Source organism: Bradyrhizobium sp. LB11.1 (assembly GCF_040549385.1).
Classification (GTDB): domain Bacteria; phylum Pseudomonadota; class Alphaproteobacteria; order Rhizobiales; family Xanthobacteraceae; genus Bradyrhizobium.
The window spans coordinates 255,253-268,498 of record NZ_JBEPTH010000002.1 but is presented as its reverse complement, the minus strand read 5'-3'; the positions used below and the strand labels follow the sequence as shown (position 1 = coordinate 268,498).

The following is a 13,246-nucleotide window of genomic DNA, read 5'->3' as shown; positions in this document are numbered from 1 at the left end:
TTAGGCGGATTGTTCGCTCATGAGTCAGTACGTCCTGCGTCGTCTGATGATCGCGATTCCGAGCCTGCTCGGAATCTCGCTCGTCCTCTTCGTGGTCCTGGCGCTTGCGCCAGGCGACCCATTCAGCGAGCTTGCGACCAACCCGAACGTGCCGCCCGAAGTGCAAGCCGCGCTTCGGGCCAGGTTCGGCCTCGACGATCCGATCTACCTTCGCTATTTGCACTGGCTCAACGCCATGCTGCATGGCGACTGGGGCTTTTCCTTCGTCAGCCGGATGAACGTCGACACGCTGATCCTCCAACGCTTGCCGACCACGCTCTACGTGATCGGCTCGGCGCAGATCCTGGCGCTCCTGATCGCGATTCCCGTCGGCGTTTACGCGGCGACGAAGCCCTATTCGCTGTTCGACCGAATCGCGAACACGCTCGCCTTCGTCGGCTTCTCGCTGCCGACCTTCTTCACCGGCATCCTGTTCATCCTGATCTTCTCGGTCACGCTCGATTGGCTTCCCTTCGTCTACACCACCGACATCAAGGCCACCGGCATCCACTATGCGCTGGAAATGATCCGGCAGGCGGTCATGCCGGTGGCGGTGCTCGGCCTGTTCCAGGCCGCGTCGATGACGCGTTTCGTGCGCTCGGCGATGCTCGACGTGATCCGGCTCGACTACGTCACGACGGCGCGCGCCAAGGGCCTCGGACAGGCCAAGGTCATCGTCAAGCACGTGATGCGCAACGCCATGATCCCCGTCGTTACGCTGATTGCGCTGCAATTACCTGCCGTGTTCGGCGGCGCCATCGTCACCGAGCAGATCTTCCGTATCCCCGGCATTGGCTCGCTGTTGATCTCCTCCATCCTTTCCAACGACACGCCGGTGGTGATGGCCGTCACCTTTGTTTTCGCGTGCCTCGTGGTGCTGTTCAATCTCATCGCGGACGTCCTTTATGGCTGGCTTGACCCTCGCATCTCCCTCCGCTGAACGGCGCGTCTACTCGCCCTGGCGCGAGACGTGGCGGCGCTTCAGCCGTCACAAGCTTGCCGTCGTCAGCGCGTTCCTGCTTCTCGTTCTGATCCTTGCGGTGGTAGTTGGTCCCTTCATCTGGCGCGTCCAGATCAACGACATCGACATCGTTGCGGGCCTTCAGGGGCCGTCGCTGGCCCATCCCTTCGGCACCGACGATCTCGGTCAGGACATCCTGGCGCGCATGATCTATGGCGGACGTATCTCGCTTGCGGTCGGACTGGCCGCGATGCTGGTCTCGGTGTTCATCGGCACGCTGGTCGGTGCGCTCGCCGGCATGTCGCGCGGTGCGCTCGGGCACGGCTTGATGTGGCTCACCGACCTCTTTCTGTCGCTGCCGCAACTACCGTTGCTGCTGCTGCTGATCTACCTCTTCCGCGACGGCTTGAAGCAGGTGTTCGGCCCCGAGGGCGGCATCTTCATCCTGATCGTGCTTGTGATCGGCGGCCTGCGCTGGATGCCGGTGGCACGCCTCGTCCGCGCGCAGTTCCTGTCGATCCGCGAAAAGGAATTCGTCGAGGCCGCGCGTGCGCTCGGTGCGAGCCCGGTGCGGCAGGTGGTGAAGCACATCCTTCCCAATGCGCTCGGTCCAGTGATCATCGCCGGCACCATCGACGTTGCGGCCGCGATCATCGCGGAATCGACGCTCTCTTTCCTGGGCCTCGGCTTTCCGCCTGATACCCCGACCTGGGGTCGTCTGCTGTACGACGCCAAGGACTTTCTCGACATTGGCCCGCACTGGGCCTTGTTTCCGGGCGGCGCGATCTTCATCGCGGTGGTCGCCATCAATTTCATCGGCGACGGTCTGCGTGACGCGCTCGATGCGCGACGGGTGATCTGATGGCGCCGCTGCTCGAGATCAAAGGTCTCAAGACCCACTTCTCCACCGACGACGGCATCCTGCAGGCCGTCGACGGCGTCGACATCACCATCAACAAGGGTGAGACCCTCTGCGTCGTCGGCGAATCCGGCTGCGGCAAGACTGTCACCGCGATGTCGATCCTGAAGCTGATAGCGATGCCGCCGGGCCGCATCGCGGCCGGTGAGATCATCTTCGAGGGCCGCGATCTGGTGCCGCTGACGAGCAACCAGCTCGACGAGATCCGCGCCAAGGAGATCGGCTTCATCTTCCAGGAGCCGATGACCTCGCTCAATCCGGTGCTGACGGTCGGCGAGCAGATCGCCGAGAGCCTGCGCCGGCACGAAGCCGTGACCAGGAAGCAGGCGCTCGAGCGCACCATCGAGATGCTGAAGCTGGTCCAGATCCCCAACGCCGAAGGCCGTGTGCACAACTATCCGCACCAGTTCTCCGGCGGCATGCGCCAGCGCGTGATGATCGCAATGGCGCTGGCTTGCAAGCCCAAGCTGATCATCGCCGACGAGCCGACCACCGCGCTCGACGTCACCATCCAGGCGCAGATCCTCGACCTGCTCCAGGATATGAAGGACCGCTTCGGCATGGCTGTGATGCTGATCACCCATGCCATGGGCGTCGTCGCCGAGACGGCGCAGCGTGTCGTCGTGATGTATGCCGGCAAGGTGGTGGAGGAGGCTGATGTCGACGCTCTCTTTGCCGATCCGGGCCATCCCTACACGCAGGGCCTGATCCGCTCGATCCCGCGCATCGATCTCGACAGCGAGCACAAGACGCGGCTCGAGGCGATCGGCGGCTCGGTGCCGATCCTGATCAATCCGCCGGTCGGCTGCCGCTTCGCGCCGCGCTGCAAGTTTGCCATGGACGTCTGCACCGAGAAGGAGCCGCTGCTGCGCGAGATCGCGCCCGGTCATCGCATGGCCTGTCATCTGGGGGATACGCAGTTGGGAGGCGCGGCATGAGCGAACCCTTGCTCCGCGTCAGCGGCCTGAAGAAACATTTTCCCGTGCTCGGCGGCCTGTTGTCGCGCCAGGTCGGCACCGTCTATGCGGTCGACGGCGTTTCGTTCTCGATCAATCGCGGCGAGACGCTCGGTCTCGTCGGCGAATCCGGTTGCGGCAAGTCGACGACCGGACGCTGCGTGTTGCGCCTGATCGAGCCGACCGACGGCGAAGTCGTGTTCGACGGCGAGGACGTCGGCAAGCTCGGCGGTAACGATCTGCGCGCGATGCGGCGGAACATGCAGCTCGTGTTCCAGGATCCGTTCGCCTCGCTCAATCCGCGCATGACGGTCGGCTCCATTCTCGGCGAAGCCTTCACGATCCACAATCTCGCATCCGGCGCCAAAGAGCGCGAGGAGCGCGTCGCGGGTTTGCTGGTCAAGGTCGGCCTCAAGGCCGAGCACATGCGCCGCTATCCGCACGAATTCTCCGGCGGCCAGCGTCAGCGCATCGTGATCGCGCGTGCGCTCGCGGTCGAGCCGAAGCTGATCGTCTGCGACGAGCCGGTGTCCGCGCTCGACGTGTCGATCCAGGCGCAGGTCATCAACCTCCTGGAAGATCTCCAGGCCGAGCTGAACCTCACCTATCTCTTCGTCGCGCACGACCTCTCGGTGGTCGAGCACATCTCCGACCGCGTCGCGGTGATGTATCTCGGCCGCATCGTCGAGCTGGCGAAGGCGAGCGACCTCTATCGCAATCCGCAGCATCCCTATACCAAGGCGCTGCTTTCTGCCGTGCCGGTGCCGGATCCAAGGCTTAAGCGCAACCGCATCCGCCTCAAGGGCGACGTGCCGAGCCCGATGAAGCCGCCGTCAGGCTGCCATTTCCACACCCGTTGCCCGATCGCCCAGCCGCACTGCGCGGAAAGTGCGCCGGAGCTGAAGGAAGGCGCGGGTGGTCATTTCGTGGCGTGCCATCTGGCTTAAGTTGCTCGGTGCATAGGTCTTCGGAGGTCTTGATTCCAAGGGACTGGCTAGCGTAGGGGGGACGCATGAGCCAGGTACAGGAAGTGACTCTCGGCGCGGTCGATACGACCCGTACGACGGATCGCGACGCGACACCGCGCCGGGCGCTGTGGGGATCGGCGCTCGGCTACGCCATGGATGGCTTCGACCTCCTCATCCTCGGCTTCATGCTGACAGCGATTTCGAAAGACCTCCATCTCACGCAGCCGCAGGCGGCCTCGCTGGTGACGGGAACGCTGGTCGGCGCGGTGGTTGGCGGCGTGGTCTTCGGCATGCTGTCGGATCGGCTTGGCCGCGTGCGGGTTCTGACCTGGAGCATCGTCGTGTTCGCGGTCTTCACCGGACTCTGCGCGCTGGCACAGGGCTATTGGGACCTGTTGGCCTACCGGGCCATTGCTGGCATCGGTCTCGGCGGCGAATTCGGCATCGGCATGGCGCTGGTGGCCGAGACCTGGCCGGCGAGCAAGCGCGCGCGGGCAACGTCCTATGTCGGCCTTGGCTGGCAGTTCGGTGTGCTCGCGGCGGCGCTGGTGACGCCGGTCCTATTGCCCATCATCGGCTGGCGCGGGATGTTTGCGCTCGGCGTGTTTCCGGCGGTGGTCGCTTACGTGATCCGGCGCAAGCTGCACGAGCCGGACGTCTTCATCGCGCACAAGGCGAATGCGGCAAATACCGGTTCGTCACTTCGGGCGCTCGTGGCTGATGCGGAGACGACCCGGATCGGCATCGGAATGATCATTCTCTGCTCGGTGCAGAATTTCGGCTATTACGGCATCATGATCTGGCTGCCGAACTATCTCTCGACGCGGTTCGGCTATGGCCTGACGCAATCGGCGCTCTGGACGGCCGTCACCATTGCCGGCATGGCTCTCGGTATCTTCCTGTTCGGTCATGCGGCTGATCGTTTCGGCCGCCGTGCGGCGTTTCTGACTTACATGCTAGGCGCGGCCGTTATGGTGGTGGTCTATTCGCAGCTGACGACCGCTGGTGCGCTGCTGATTGGCGGGGCCGTGATGGGCTTCTTCGTCAACGGCATGCTCGGTGGCTACGGCGCGCTGATGAGCGAGCTTTATCCGACCGCGGCGCGCGCCACCGCGCAGAACGTATTCTTCAACATCGGTCGGGCGGTTGCCGGCTTCGGTCCGCTGGTTGTCGGCATCGTCAGTGCCGCTTACGGCTTTCCGACCGCGATCGCAGGTCTTGCGCTGCTTTACCTCATCGACATCGTGGCGTTGCTCGCGCTGATCCCGGAGCGGCGCGGCGTCGATCTCGCCTGACATCGAATTCGATCGCCGTCCGCCAAGCAGGCCGTAGCCAGCGTCCGGCCGCGATCCGAGTGATATCGAAAGCGCTGCCGGGCGCAATCCCGGCTCATCCATCCAGCGTGAATCCGACGCGCAGCGTCACCTGGTAGTGGCGCACGGCGTTATTCTCGATGTGGCCGCGCGTCTGCACCACCTCGAACCATTTCATCTCGCGGACGGTCTTGGACGCGCGGCTGATGGCGTTCTTGATCGCGTCCTCGATCGAGGTCTCGGATGATCCGACCAGTTCCAGGATCTTGTAGACATGGTCGTTCTCGGCTGTGGGCATGGTGAGCCTCCTTCGGTCATGCCGCGGCGTTCGTCGCCGCGTGCGCGTCTTTCTGAACGGGCGCGGACCTTTCCGGTTCCGTCATTCGCTATGGCCCGCATGCGCCTGTCGAGGTGGAGCAGGCCGTAGTCATGGATTCGGCGCGGCCTGACAGGAGGATTGGCTTCCTCTGCCTTGGTGTGACGGCGATGGGATGGGCGCTGAACGGGCCGTTGATGAAGCGCTGTTCCAGCAATGGCCGCCGCTGTTCGCACGTGGCCTCGCCGTCATCTGTGCCTCGGTCATCCTCGCCACTCTGGCGCTCGACGCTGGCCCTGCGCTGCAGATCGTCGCGCCCTGACATTGGGAGCGTGTGCTGCGACTTATAAGAGTGTCAAATTAACCAAAAAACTCCAATGATTTTGGAGCGCGTGCGACACATAAGATTGTCGCCTGCGACTCATAAGATCGTATCGGACGGGGGGGTGCGACCCAAAAGAGTGTATCGGAATCGCCGACACGGCGACGGCACAACATCCGGTTGCGCCTTCAATCCACGCAAACGAGCGATTTCGACCCAATTTCAGCTGTGACTTGGCTGCCCGCGAATGCATACTATTGCCTAGACCTCGAGTGCGACATCGATAGCCTGCGTAAGCTCGACGACGTAGAACTTGCCGAACGATTAGTTCAAGAGCCGAAACCAGTTCGACGGCTCAAGATCAACGCCTCTCCGCTGCTGTATCCATTGTGGGACATTGATGCTGATCGATTCCTAGGCCAAACGGAGGAAGAACTGACGCGCCGAGCGTCGTCGGTGCGCGCCGACGATGAATTCATGACGAGAATTGCGCGCGCCGCCGCTCTCCATGAGCCGGTCTACGCACCCTCCGAGCACATCGAGTTACAGATATACGGCGGAAACTTCTTTTCAGACGCCGATGGAGAGCTGTGTCGCCGATTTCACGCCCTACCGTGGGAAGCCAGACCAGATCTGATGTTCCTTTTCGCAGATGGGCGCCTCAGGCGACTGGCACGCCGACTGATATACTTCGAGAGACCAGATCTGCTGAATGATGCGGAGCGGCAGACGATTGCAGCAGACATAGCTCTCAGGCGACGTGGAGAAGGAAAATATGTCCCTCCACAGTGGACGACCATCGCCACGGCTCTGGCCGAGCTCGAGACCATGGGGGAGGAGACATCGGACGCTTTCAAGCGATCGTTTCGCGATCTGCGATAGGGGTCCCACTGCAGAACTGGGCATTCACGGAACAGCGGATAACGGCACAGCCTTGTTGCAGAGCCGCTAGCGGATCCAGTTTGCGCAAGACAGCAATCTGTGGTTCCGTTGTGAGGTAATAGCAATCGGGGGGAATAATGCGTGGCTACTTCGTTGTTGCGGCTATCGGCCTACTCACGTTGGTGACATCCGCACAGGCCGAAACGATTCTTATTGAGCGATATCATCGCTCGCCGGAGGAGCAGGCAAAAAGGGAGAAACAACTAATGCTTGAATGCGCTGTGGGCCAAAGATTGTGCGCCACCGTGCCCCTGCAGAACGATGCGACCGATGACGGATTGGAGGCGGTCACGACTGAGGAGGAGCCACCTTCGCCGCCTATTGTGTCCTCACCGCCTCAGGCACGTCCGGTAGCCAAGCCGGTTGCGCCACCTTCGGGAGGGCGCACATGTTATGAGGCCGGCTGCACGCGCGATGCCCGATAGATCAAGGGCAATAGCACGATCTGAGCCAATCCTGGACGATTGTTGGATTGCCATTTTTGGAGCTTGTTTCATGAATTCACGAGCGATGATCGCAATCATTTGCGTGGCCAGCGCGAGCCTTTTCGGAGGTCCGGCGCAGGCCCTCTTAGGACGAATCTATCTCGATGGATACGTCTGCCAGTCCGTCGAAAGTGGTCAGAGCGACAAGAGTATTGCGGCCGGACTCTGCCTTAAGGACATCCCACAGACGACCGCCACGACCGGGGACCTGTACATCGTCGTGGAGAACGAGGACGGAAAGCCAAAGGACGTGTTGATCGATTGCATGTCGGAATATGCCGACCCGACGAAGTTGTTGGAAAGAGTTACGCTGCATTCAGGCGTCGTGCAGCTCAGTTTGCGTTCCAAAAAATACGACTACTATATCCTCGCTCCGCAGTTGACAAAGGCACACCGGGAAGCCTGGAAATCGCCCACGACGGAGAATGCGTGCCGGTGGAAGGTCCAAGAGGTCGGCGACGAGAAGTCGGACTGCCGTCTATCCTTATGCCGGTGACCCGCATGACGAAGTGCTACCTGCGCCCTATTTCGCGTCAGCGCTCTTGGCCTTGTCGATGGCCGTGACTCCATGTCTCTATGGCACCATGAAGGGAGACCCGTCGCTCCGATGACACGTGTCAATCAATTTAGCCGGTCGAGGATCACTTCCTTGCGCATTGTTGTCGCTTGGGTGGTCGTCGTGTGGTGTGCCGGCGACCGGGTGCTGGCAGCCGAATGCTCGCTGAAGGGAGTCAAGAGTGACTGGGTCGCTGCCTCGATCAGTGGGAGCCTCCCACAAGGTGTGAAGGTCGAATGGCGATCTAACTATTCCAAGGCCTTCAGCGATTGCATGAACGAGATCACGTTACGAGTCTCCAACGGCGGGCAGGCCCCCGTGCACGTGGAACTCGACCGTTGCAGTGTCGACGGAGCCAGGCAGATGGGTGTCGATGTCAAGGTGGCCCCGAGCCAAGCCAGCAGTCAGCTGCTCGCGATGCTGAAGAACGTTCCGGACGTGAAGAACGTCGCTTGTTCGGTCCGGGTTGGCCGCTCACCGGCCGCAGGTACATCGCAGGGACGCTTCAAGGAAATCCTCGAAGCAAAGCCGGCCGATGAGAAGACTGAACGCTCCTTGGTGCTGGAGTTGGTCGGATTGTATCTCGACAAGGTGCAGCACAAGAAAGGCGCGTCGGAGTTGCCGGTTTCGGATAGAATCCAGAACGCGCTCATGGAGGTTACCGAGCTCCGAGAGTCTTCGGGAATGTCGACCAACACGCGGCTTCGGGACGCCGAATACTACCTGCACGGATTCTATGCGGGAGCGAGCGGCGACCTGGAACACAAGATCAGCATGTACCTAGTTCCGACTTACGACACGATAAAGAGCTTACAGCAGCGGTACGGAGTCGACTGGATGCGTGCGAACCCGGCCAATCCGAACTCACCGCCGGGCGGAGCGAAGTGGGCGCTAGAAGGGTTCGAGGACGGGAAAAAGATCAGGGACACGGGCGGTACAGGCGGGGTGACGCTGCCAAGTGGGCCGGCAAAGAACGTGCCGAACTAGGCTGAAGACGACCGCCGCTGAGATTGCGGTAATGCTACGCCGCCTCAGGTGAACAAGTGGAGGAAACCATCGCTAGGCCTGGACACACCTTGGCCTAGCCGATCGTGGCTGAAGCCGGTAGTCCTCTCCGAGGACTCCTTTTCCGCTCAAGAAGATAGATCTCCAGGATCTTCGGCCAGCGGAATGGTGTACCGGAAATGTGAAGAAGCCATCCCTGCCGCTCCCACCCGCCGGAGGACTGGCACGAGACTACTAGAAAACTCCGCGGATTTCGGTGTCCCAAGCGCGATCCAGACTGATCTCGACAAGCAAGTTGAAGCCCGCCTCACCGACAACGATATGCCAGCAGGGACGGCGCCTGGCGCTCCATCCTGGTCCTATCTAAAGCTGTAAATTGCGAGCCTTGAGATTGCTCGGCAGTGCCGAAAGCGTGACACTTTGGGTCTATTGACGCTTAATTGAGTCCCAGTACATCTATCTCAGGTTGTATTGTTGGGGCTTCCGGCCAATCCGGAGTGCCGAAAAACGCGACAGTCTTTTGTGTCTTTTGACAGTCTTTTACGTCCCACTTCAGAGCGATGAGCGTGTCCTACGGATCCAGCTCCGTATCCCAGTAGAGATAGTCCAGCCAGCTGTCGTGCAGATAGTTCGGCGGGAACAGGCGGCCGTTGCGGTGGAGCTGGTGCACGGTCGGCGCGAACGCGCTCTGGCGAGGGAACATTCTTGCCTGCGCCGGCGTGAGATTGCCCTTGCGCAGATTACAGGGCGAGCACGCCGCGACCACGTTTTCCCAGGTGGTCTGGCCGCCTTTGCTGCGCGGGACGATGTGATCGAAGGTGAGGTCTTCGGGCGAGCCGCAATATTGGCAGGCGAAACGATCGCGCAGGAAGACGTTGAATCGGGTGAAGGCGGGATGGGTGGTCGGTTTGACGAAGGATTTGAGCGAGACCACGCTCGGCAGCTGCATTTGCAGCGTGGGACTGTGAACCGCCTGATCGTAATGCGCGACGATATTGACGCGATCGAGGAACACCGCCTTGATCGCGTCCTGCCACGACCACAGAGACAGTGGGTAGTAACTCAGCGGCCGGAAGTCCGCGTTGAGGACCAGCACCGGCCAACTGCCTTGCGAGACATGTGCGTTCAAGTAACGCTCCTGGCCTCCAATATACGCTGCGAAGCAGCATGTATTGACATACTACATGCAGCGTGACGGGATTGTGAAGCCCGTTGAGCGACTTATTCAGGCGCAGGTAATGCGGCGGCGGGGTGGCAAACGCTCAAAAACGCCGTGATTTGGGGAGGGGCCGTGCGAGGCTGGTTCGCCACGCTGCTCGCGGCTGAGGATATCCGACGCGCCCCATCACCATGATCGTGCCAGTCCGGCCGGGCGGGCGACGGGCGACCGACCTGGCGCGGTTCTTCGGCAAACGCCTGAACGCCGTGTTGAAACAGCCGGTCGTGACCGAGAATGTCGGCAGCGCCGCCGGATCGCTGGGCGTCGGCCGCGCCGTACGGCGAGTGAAGATGGAGTGACGGGATCGATCACTCCCGCATTCGCTCCAGCTTCTGCAAACACCGCGTGCCGCGCACTTCGGCAGGCATCTCCTCGTCCGGAAAGCTCGTCTTCCAGTCGGTGACGCCGACTTCGCCGACATAGATGTCGCCCTTCGAATCCAGCGCGATGCCGTGTGGTGCCAGAAACTTTCCGCTGGCGATACCGGGGCCTTCCTCGCCGCCGAGCCGCGCGATGCGCTTTCCCGTGGCGTCGACGATCGACAGGCGCGGGCCGAGATTCGGCACCTTGCGGTTGACGGCCATGCCCGGGCCGAGCTCGCCGATGACAAAGATCGGGCTCTTGCCCCCGCCGCAGCAACATAGCGCGCAGGGACGGTGCAGATTGTTCCACTGCGTCTCGTATTTGCCGTCACCGTTGAACACCTGCACGCGATGGTTTTCGCGATCGGCGACATAGACCCAGCCGTCGGCATCGGTGGCGATGTTGTGCACGATGTTGAATTGGCCGGGATCGGTGCCCGGTTCGCCCCAGCTCTTCATCAGCTTGCCGTCCGGCGTGTATTTGTGCACGCGCGCGTTGCCATAGCCGTCGGAGACGTAAATCTCGCCCTTCGGCGACAGCGCGGTGTGGGTACAGCGGTGGAACGGCTCACCGCTCATGAACGGCGCCGGCTTCGTCGGGATGCCGATTGTCAGCAGCACCTTGCCGTCGGTGGTGCATTTGCGCACGGTGTGGTCGCCGTCATCGGTGCAATAGAGATTGTCGTCGGCATCGATATGTAGCCCGTGCGCGCGGGAGAACAGGCCTTCGCCAAAACTCCGCAGGAAATTGCCCTCGCGATCGAGCACCACCATCGGATGAGCGCCGCGATTGAAGACGTAGATGCGGTCCTTGCTATCGACCGCTACCGAGGCGACGTCGGTGAGCTGCCAGCCGTCGGGAAGCTTCGCAAAGTTTTCGACGACGCGGTAGCGGTGCTCGCCGGTACCGAGGATGGCTGACATTGATTCTCTCCCTTTATCCGCCGCCGCGTGCGACACTGTCTCCGCGTCGTCATTGCGAGCGCCGCGAAGCAATCCAGAATTCTTCCGCAGAGACAGTCTGGATTGCCTCGCTGCGCTCGCAATGATGAGAGGCTTAAGCGGTGGCAACCTCACGTCCCAATATTCCTTCCTCGATCGCCTTGATCTGGAGCGCGAGAAATTTCGAGTTGATGCGGCATTGCGCCAAGCTGCCGGCGATGAACCACAGGCCGGGCTGCCCCGTGCGCGCATACATGTTGCGCAGCTCAAGACTGTCGCCAAAACCCCAAACCGGTCCGACGCGGTCGGCGACGCCGTCGCCGAACAATCTTCGCACCAGATATTCCTGCGGCTTGTAGCCGGTCGAGAGCACGATGAGATCGGCGGCGATGGCCGTGCCGTCGTTCATCTGCGCGCCATCGGTCGTGAAGCTGTCGATATCCTCGAACTGCTTCAGCTTGATCGCACCTTCGACGATCAAGTTGGAACAGCCGACATTGAAGTAATAGCCGCCGCCGCGGGTGAGGTATTTAAACTGCCATCCGGTGCCGGCCTCGCCGAAGTCGAGCTTGAAGCCGACACGGCGGAGGCCATCGAGCAGCTCCTTGTCGAGCTCCTTCGACTGCTCGGTCAGCATCACATGCGTCTTCTTCGCCAGCGGCGTCGGCATCGAGGTCGCGATCAGGTCGTTGTCCTCGAGTGTGCCCTCATTGTAAGTGGCGTAGGCCAGCTGCGCCGACGGCTCGATATTTGTGACCAGTGTCGACGAACGCTGTACCAGCGTCACCTCGGCACCGCTCGAATAGAGATCCTGCGCGATGTCGTGGCCGCTGTTGCCGGTGCCGATGATGATGGCGCGCTTGCCCTGCCAGTTCTCGCCGTCCTCGTAGCAGCTGGAATGCAGCAGCGTGCCCTTGAAGCGATCGAGGGTCGGAATGTCCGGGATGTTCGCAATGCCGCTGACGCCGGTCCCCATCACCACATGGCGCGGATGCATGATGCGCTCGCTGCCGTCGGCGCGGCGCAGCGTCACTGTCCAGTGTCCCTTGGCCTCGTCATAGGCGCCGCCTTCGAATTCGGTGCCGGTCCAGAAATTGAGCTCCATCGCGTCGACGTAAGCTTCGAACCAGTTCGCGAGCTTGTCCTTGGGGATGTAAGTCGGCCAATTCAGAGGAAACGGCATGTAGGGCATGTGATTGACCTGCACCTGGTTGTGCAGGGTGAGCGCGTGATAGCGCTTGCGCCAATTGTCGCCGATCCGCGCCTCGCGATCGACGATCAGCGTGTCGATCTGCAACTGCTTCAGCCGTGCTGCGATCGCAAGCCCGGCCTGGCCGCCGCCGACCACCAGCACTGTGGGATCGCGATCGGCATAGTCGCGTGACGCGTTGCGGAGATCTAGCCAGTTCGGTCCGCGGAAGTCGCGCGAATAGGCCTGTCCGCGCGGCCGCGAGGTGCCGAGCTGTTCTTCGAAGCCTTTGAGCTCGTCGAGCGCAGTGAGCAGGGTCCACGCTTTCAGACGGTCGCGGTCGCCGGCATCGGGCACGAGCCGCACGATGCCGCTGCCGCGGCCGAACGCGGTCTCGAAATTGAAGATCGCCTCGATATTGTTGGTGCCGGCACGTGTCACCCAGCGCGGCGCCGCGCGGTTCGGGGTAATCTTGAAATTGCTCGGTGTCGCTTTCGGCGCAAGCGCAGTCAGCACTGGCGCGACGGCATCGCGGCCGGCAAGCGTCTGCAGGTTCCAGTTCAGCGCCAGCACGTCGCGCCAAAAACTGTCGGCGAGGAAAAGCTGGTTGAGCGCTGCACGATCAGGCTTGCCCAGCGCACGCTCAAATTCATCGAGCCAGGCTTGCGCGGAGACGGCAATGTCCTTCGTGCGATCCAGCATGCGCGACCTCGTAGCCGTCTTCGCGGCGTTTCGTCTGAGGTCGAACGCTA

Annotated in this window: 14 protein-coding genes; 10 read left to right on the top strand and 4 right to left on the bottom strand. The window is 61.8% G+C overall.

The annotated features are described in order from the left end of the window. The first annotated feature begins 19 nt into the window (after positions 1 to 19). The 5 genes from ABIA96_RS05150 (at position 20) to ABIA96_RS05130 (ending at position 5,138) form a co-directional block, all read left to right on the top strand. Positions 20 to 979 (top strand): ABC transporter permease, encoded by a 960-nt coding sequence (locus ABIA96_RS05150; RefSeq protein WP_354135942.1) that lies wholly within the window; start codon positions 20 to 22, stop codon positions 977 to 979. After that, on the top strand, positions 945 to 1,862 hold the full coding sequence (locus ABIA96_RS05145; RefSeq protein ID WP_354135941.1) for an ABC transporter permease: 918 nt from the start codon (positions 945 to 947) through the stop codon (positions 1,860 to 1,862). Before ABIA96_RS05150 ends, ABIA96_RS05145 begins: the two co-directional genes overlap by 35 nt. Further along, entirely contained in the window at positions 1,862 to 2,857 is a 996-nt protein-coding gene (locus ABIA96_RS05140) for an ABC transporter ATP-binding protein (RefSeq protein WP_354135940.1), read from the top strand. The genes ABIA96_RS05145 and ABIA96_RS05140 overlap by 1 nt, the downstream gene beginning before the upstream one ends. Continuing rightward, positions 2,854 to 3,822 (top strand): ABC transporter ATP-binding protein, encoded by a 969-nt coding sequence (locus ABIA96_RS05135; protein ID WP_354135939.1) that lies wholly within the window; start codon positions 2,854 to 2,856, stop codon positions 3,820 to 3,822. Before ABIA96_RS05140 ends, ABIA96_RS05135 begins: the two co-directional genes overlap by 4 nt. A 65-nt stretch (positions 3,823 to 3,887) precedes the next feature. After that, positions 3,888 to 5,138, top strand: coding sequence for an MFS transporter (locus ABIA96_RS05130; protein WP_354135938.1), 1,251 nt, complete (start codon positions 3,888 to 3,890; stop codon positions 5,136 to 5,138). 94 nt (positions 5,139 to 5,232) lie between these two features. Here ABIA96_RS05130 and ABIA96_RS05125 read toward each other — a convergent pair whose 3' ends face one another. Next, positions 5,233 to 5,454 (bottom strand): dodecin, encoded by a 222-nt coding sequence (locus ABIA96_RS05125; RefSeq protein ID WP_354135937.1) that lies wholly within the window; start codon positions 5,452 to 5,454, stop codon positions 5,233 to 5,235. 193 nt (positions 5,455 to 5,647) lie between these two features. Between ABIA96_RS05125 and ABIA96_RS05120 the strand changes: the two genes are divergently transcribed. The 4 genes from ABIA96_RS05120 to ABIA96_RS05105 all read left to right on the top strand — a co-directional run bounded on the left by ABIA96_RS05120 (position 5,648) and on the right by ABIA96_RS05105 (position 8,764). Then, complete coding sequence (locus ABIA96_RS05120) at positions 5,648 to 5,794, top strand: hypothetical protein (RefSeq protein ID WP_354135936.1); 147 nt, start codon at positions 5,648 to 5,650, stop codon at positions 5,792 to 5,794. A gap of 180 nt (positions 5,795 to 5,974) precedes the next feature. After that, the gene (locus tag ABIA96_RS05115) at positions 5,975 to 6,676 is read left to right on the top strand and encodes a hypothetical protein (RefSeq protein WP_354135935.1); all 702 of its coding nucleotides are present in this window, start codon (positions 5,975 to 5,977) and stop codon (positions 6,674 to 6,676) included. A 555-nt stretch (positions 6,677 to 7,231) separates the two neighbouring features. Then, positions 7,232 to 7,717 (top strand): hypothetical protein, encoded by a 486-nt coding sequence (locus tag ABIA96_RS05110; protein ID WP_354135934.1) that lies wholly within the window; start codon positions 7,232 to 7,234, stop codon positions 7,715 to 7,717. A 153-nt stretch (positions 7,718 to 7,870) separates the two neighbouring features. Continuing rightward, complete coding sequence (locus ABIA96_RS05105) at positions 7,871 to 8,764, top strand: hypothetical protein (RefSeq protein WP_354135933.1); 894 nt, start codon at positions 7,871 to 7,873, stop codon at positions 8,762 to 8,764. Between the two features lie 589 nt (positions 8,765 to 9,353). Here the strand turns inward: ABIA96_RS05105 and ABIA96_RS05100 are convergent. After that, a complete protein-coding gene (locus tag ABIA96_RS05100) occupies positions 9,354 to 9,911 on the bottom strand; it encodes an HNH endonuclease (protein WP_246925965.1) in 558 nt (185 codons plus the stop codon). 221 nt (positions 9,912 to 10,132) lie between these two features. Between ABIA96_RS05100 and ABIA96_RS05095 the strand changes: the two genes are divergently transcribed. Further along, positions 10,133 to 10,300, top strand: a complete 168-nt coding sequence (locus ABIA96_RS05095) for a hypothetical protein (protein WP_354135932.1) — start codon at positions 10,133 to 10,135, stop codon at positions 10,298 to 10,300. A gap of 9 nt (positions 10,301 to 10,309) precedes the next feature. On the opposite strand, the gene ABIA96_RS05090 is transcribed toward ABIA96_RS05095, so the two are convergent. Together ABIA96_RS05090 and ABIA96_RS05085 are read right to left on the bottom strand one after the other, a co-directional pair. After that, positions 10,310 to 11,287, bottom strand: a complete 978-nt coding sequence (locus ABIA96_RS05090) for a peptidyl-alpha-hydroxyglycine alpha-amidating lyase family protein (RefSeq protein WP_354135931.1) — start codon at positions 11,285 to 11,287, stop codon at positions 10,310 to 10,312. Positions 11,288 to 11,420: 133 nt separating this feature from the next. Continuing rightward, positions 11,421 to 13,196, bottom strand: a complete 1,776-nt coding sequence (locus ABIA96_RS05085; RefSeq protein ID WP_354135930.1) for a flavin-containing monooxygenase — start codon at positions 13,194 to 13,196, stop codon at positions 11,421 to 11,423. Positions 13,197 to 13,246 lie beyond the last annotated feature (50 nt).

Coding starts and splice junctions, on each gene's coding strand:
- ABIA96_RS05150 (WP_354135942.1), top strand. CDS start 20: ATGAGTCAGTACGTCCTGCGTCGTCTGATGATCGCGATTCCGAGCCTG.
- ABIA96_RS05145 (WP_354135941.1), top strand. CDS start 945: ATGGCTGGCTTGACCCTCGCATCTCCCTCCGCTGAACGGCGCGTCTAC.
- ABIA96_RS05140 (WP_354135940.1), top strand. CDS start 1,862: ATGGCGCCGCTGCTCGAGATCAAAGGTCTCAAGACCCACTTCTCCACC.
- ABIA96_RS05135 (WP_354135939.1), top strand. CDS start 2,854: ATGAGCGAACCCTTGCTCCGCGTCAGCGGCCTGAAGAAACATTTTCCC.
- ABIA96_RS05130 (WP_354135938.1), top strand. CDS start 3,888: ATGAGCCAGGTACAGGAAGTGACTCTCGGCGCGGTCGATACGACCCGT.
- ABIA96_RS05125 (WP_354135937.1), bottom strand. CDS start 5,454: ATGCCCACAGCCGAGAACGACCATGTCTACAAGATCCTGGAACTGGTC.
- ABIA96_RS05120 (WP_354135936.1), top strand. CDS start 5,648: ATGGGCGCTGAACGGGCCGTTGATGAAGCGCTGTTCCAGCAATGGCCG.
- ABIA96_RS05110 (WP_354135934.1), top strand. CDS start 7,232: ATGAATTCACGAGCGATGATCGCAATCATTTGCGTGGCCAGCGCGAGC.
- ABIA96_RS05095 (WP_354135932.1), top strand. CDS start 10,133: ATGATCGTGCCAGTCCGGCCGGGCGGGCGACGGGCGACCGACCTGGCG.
- ABIA96_RS05090 (WP_354135931.1), bottom strand. CDS start 11,287: ATGTCAGCCATCCTCGGTACCGGCGAGCACCGCTACCGCGTCGTCGAA.
- ABIA96_RS05085 (WP_354135930.1), bottom strand. CDS start 13,196: ATGCTGGATCGCACGAAGGACATTGCCGTCTCCGCGCAAGCCTGGCTC.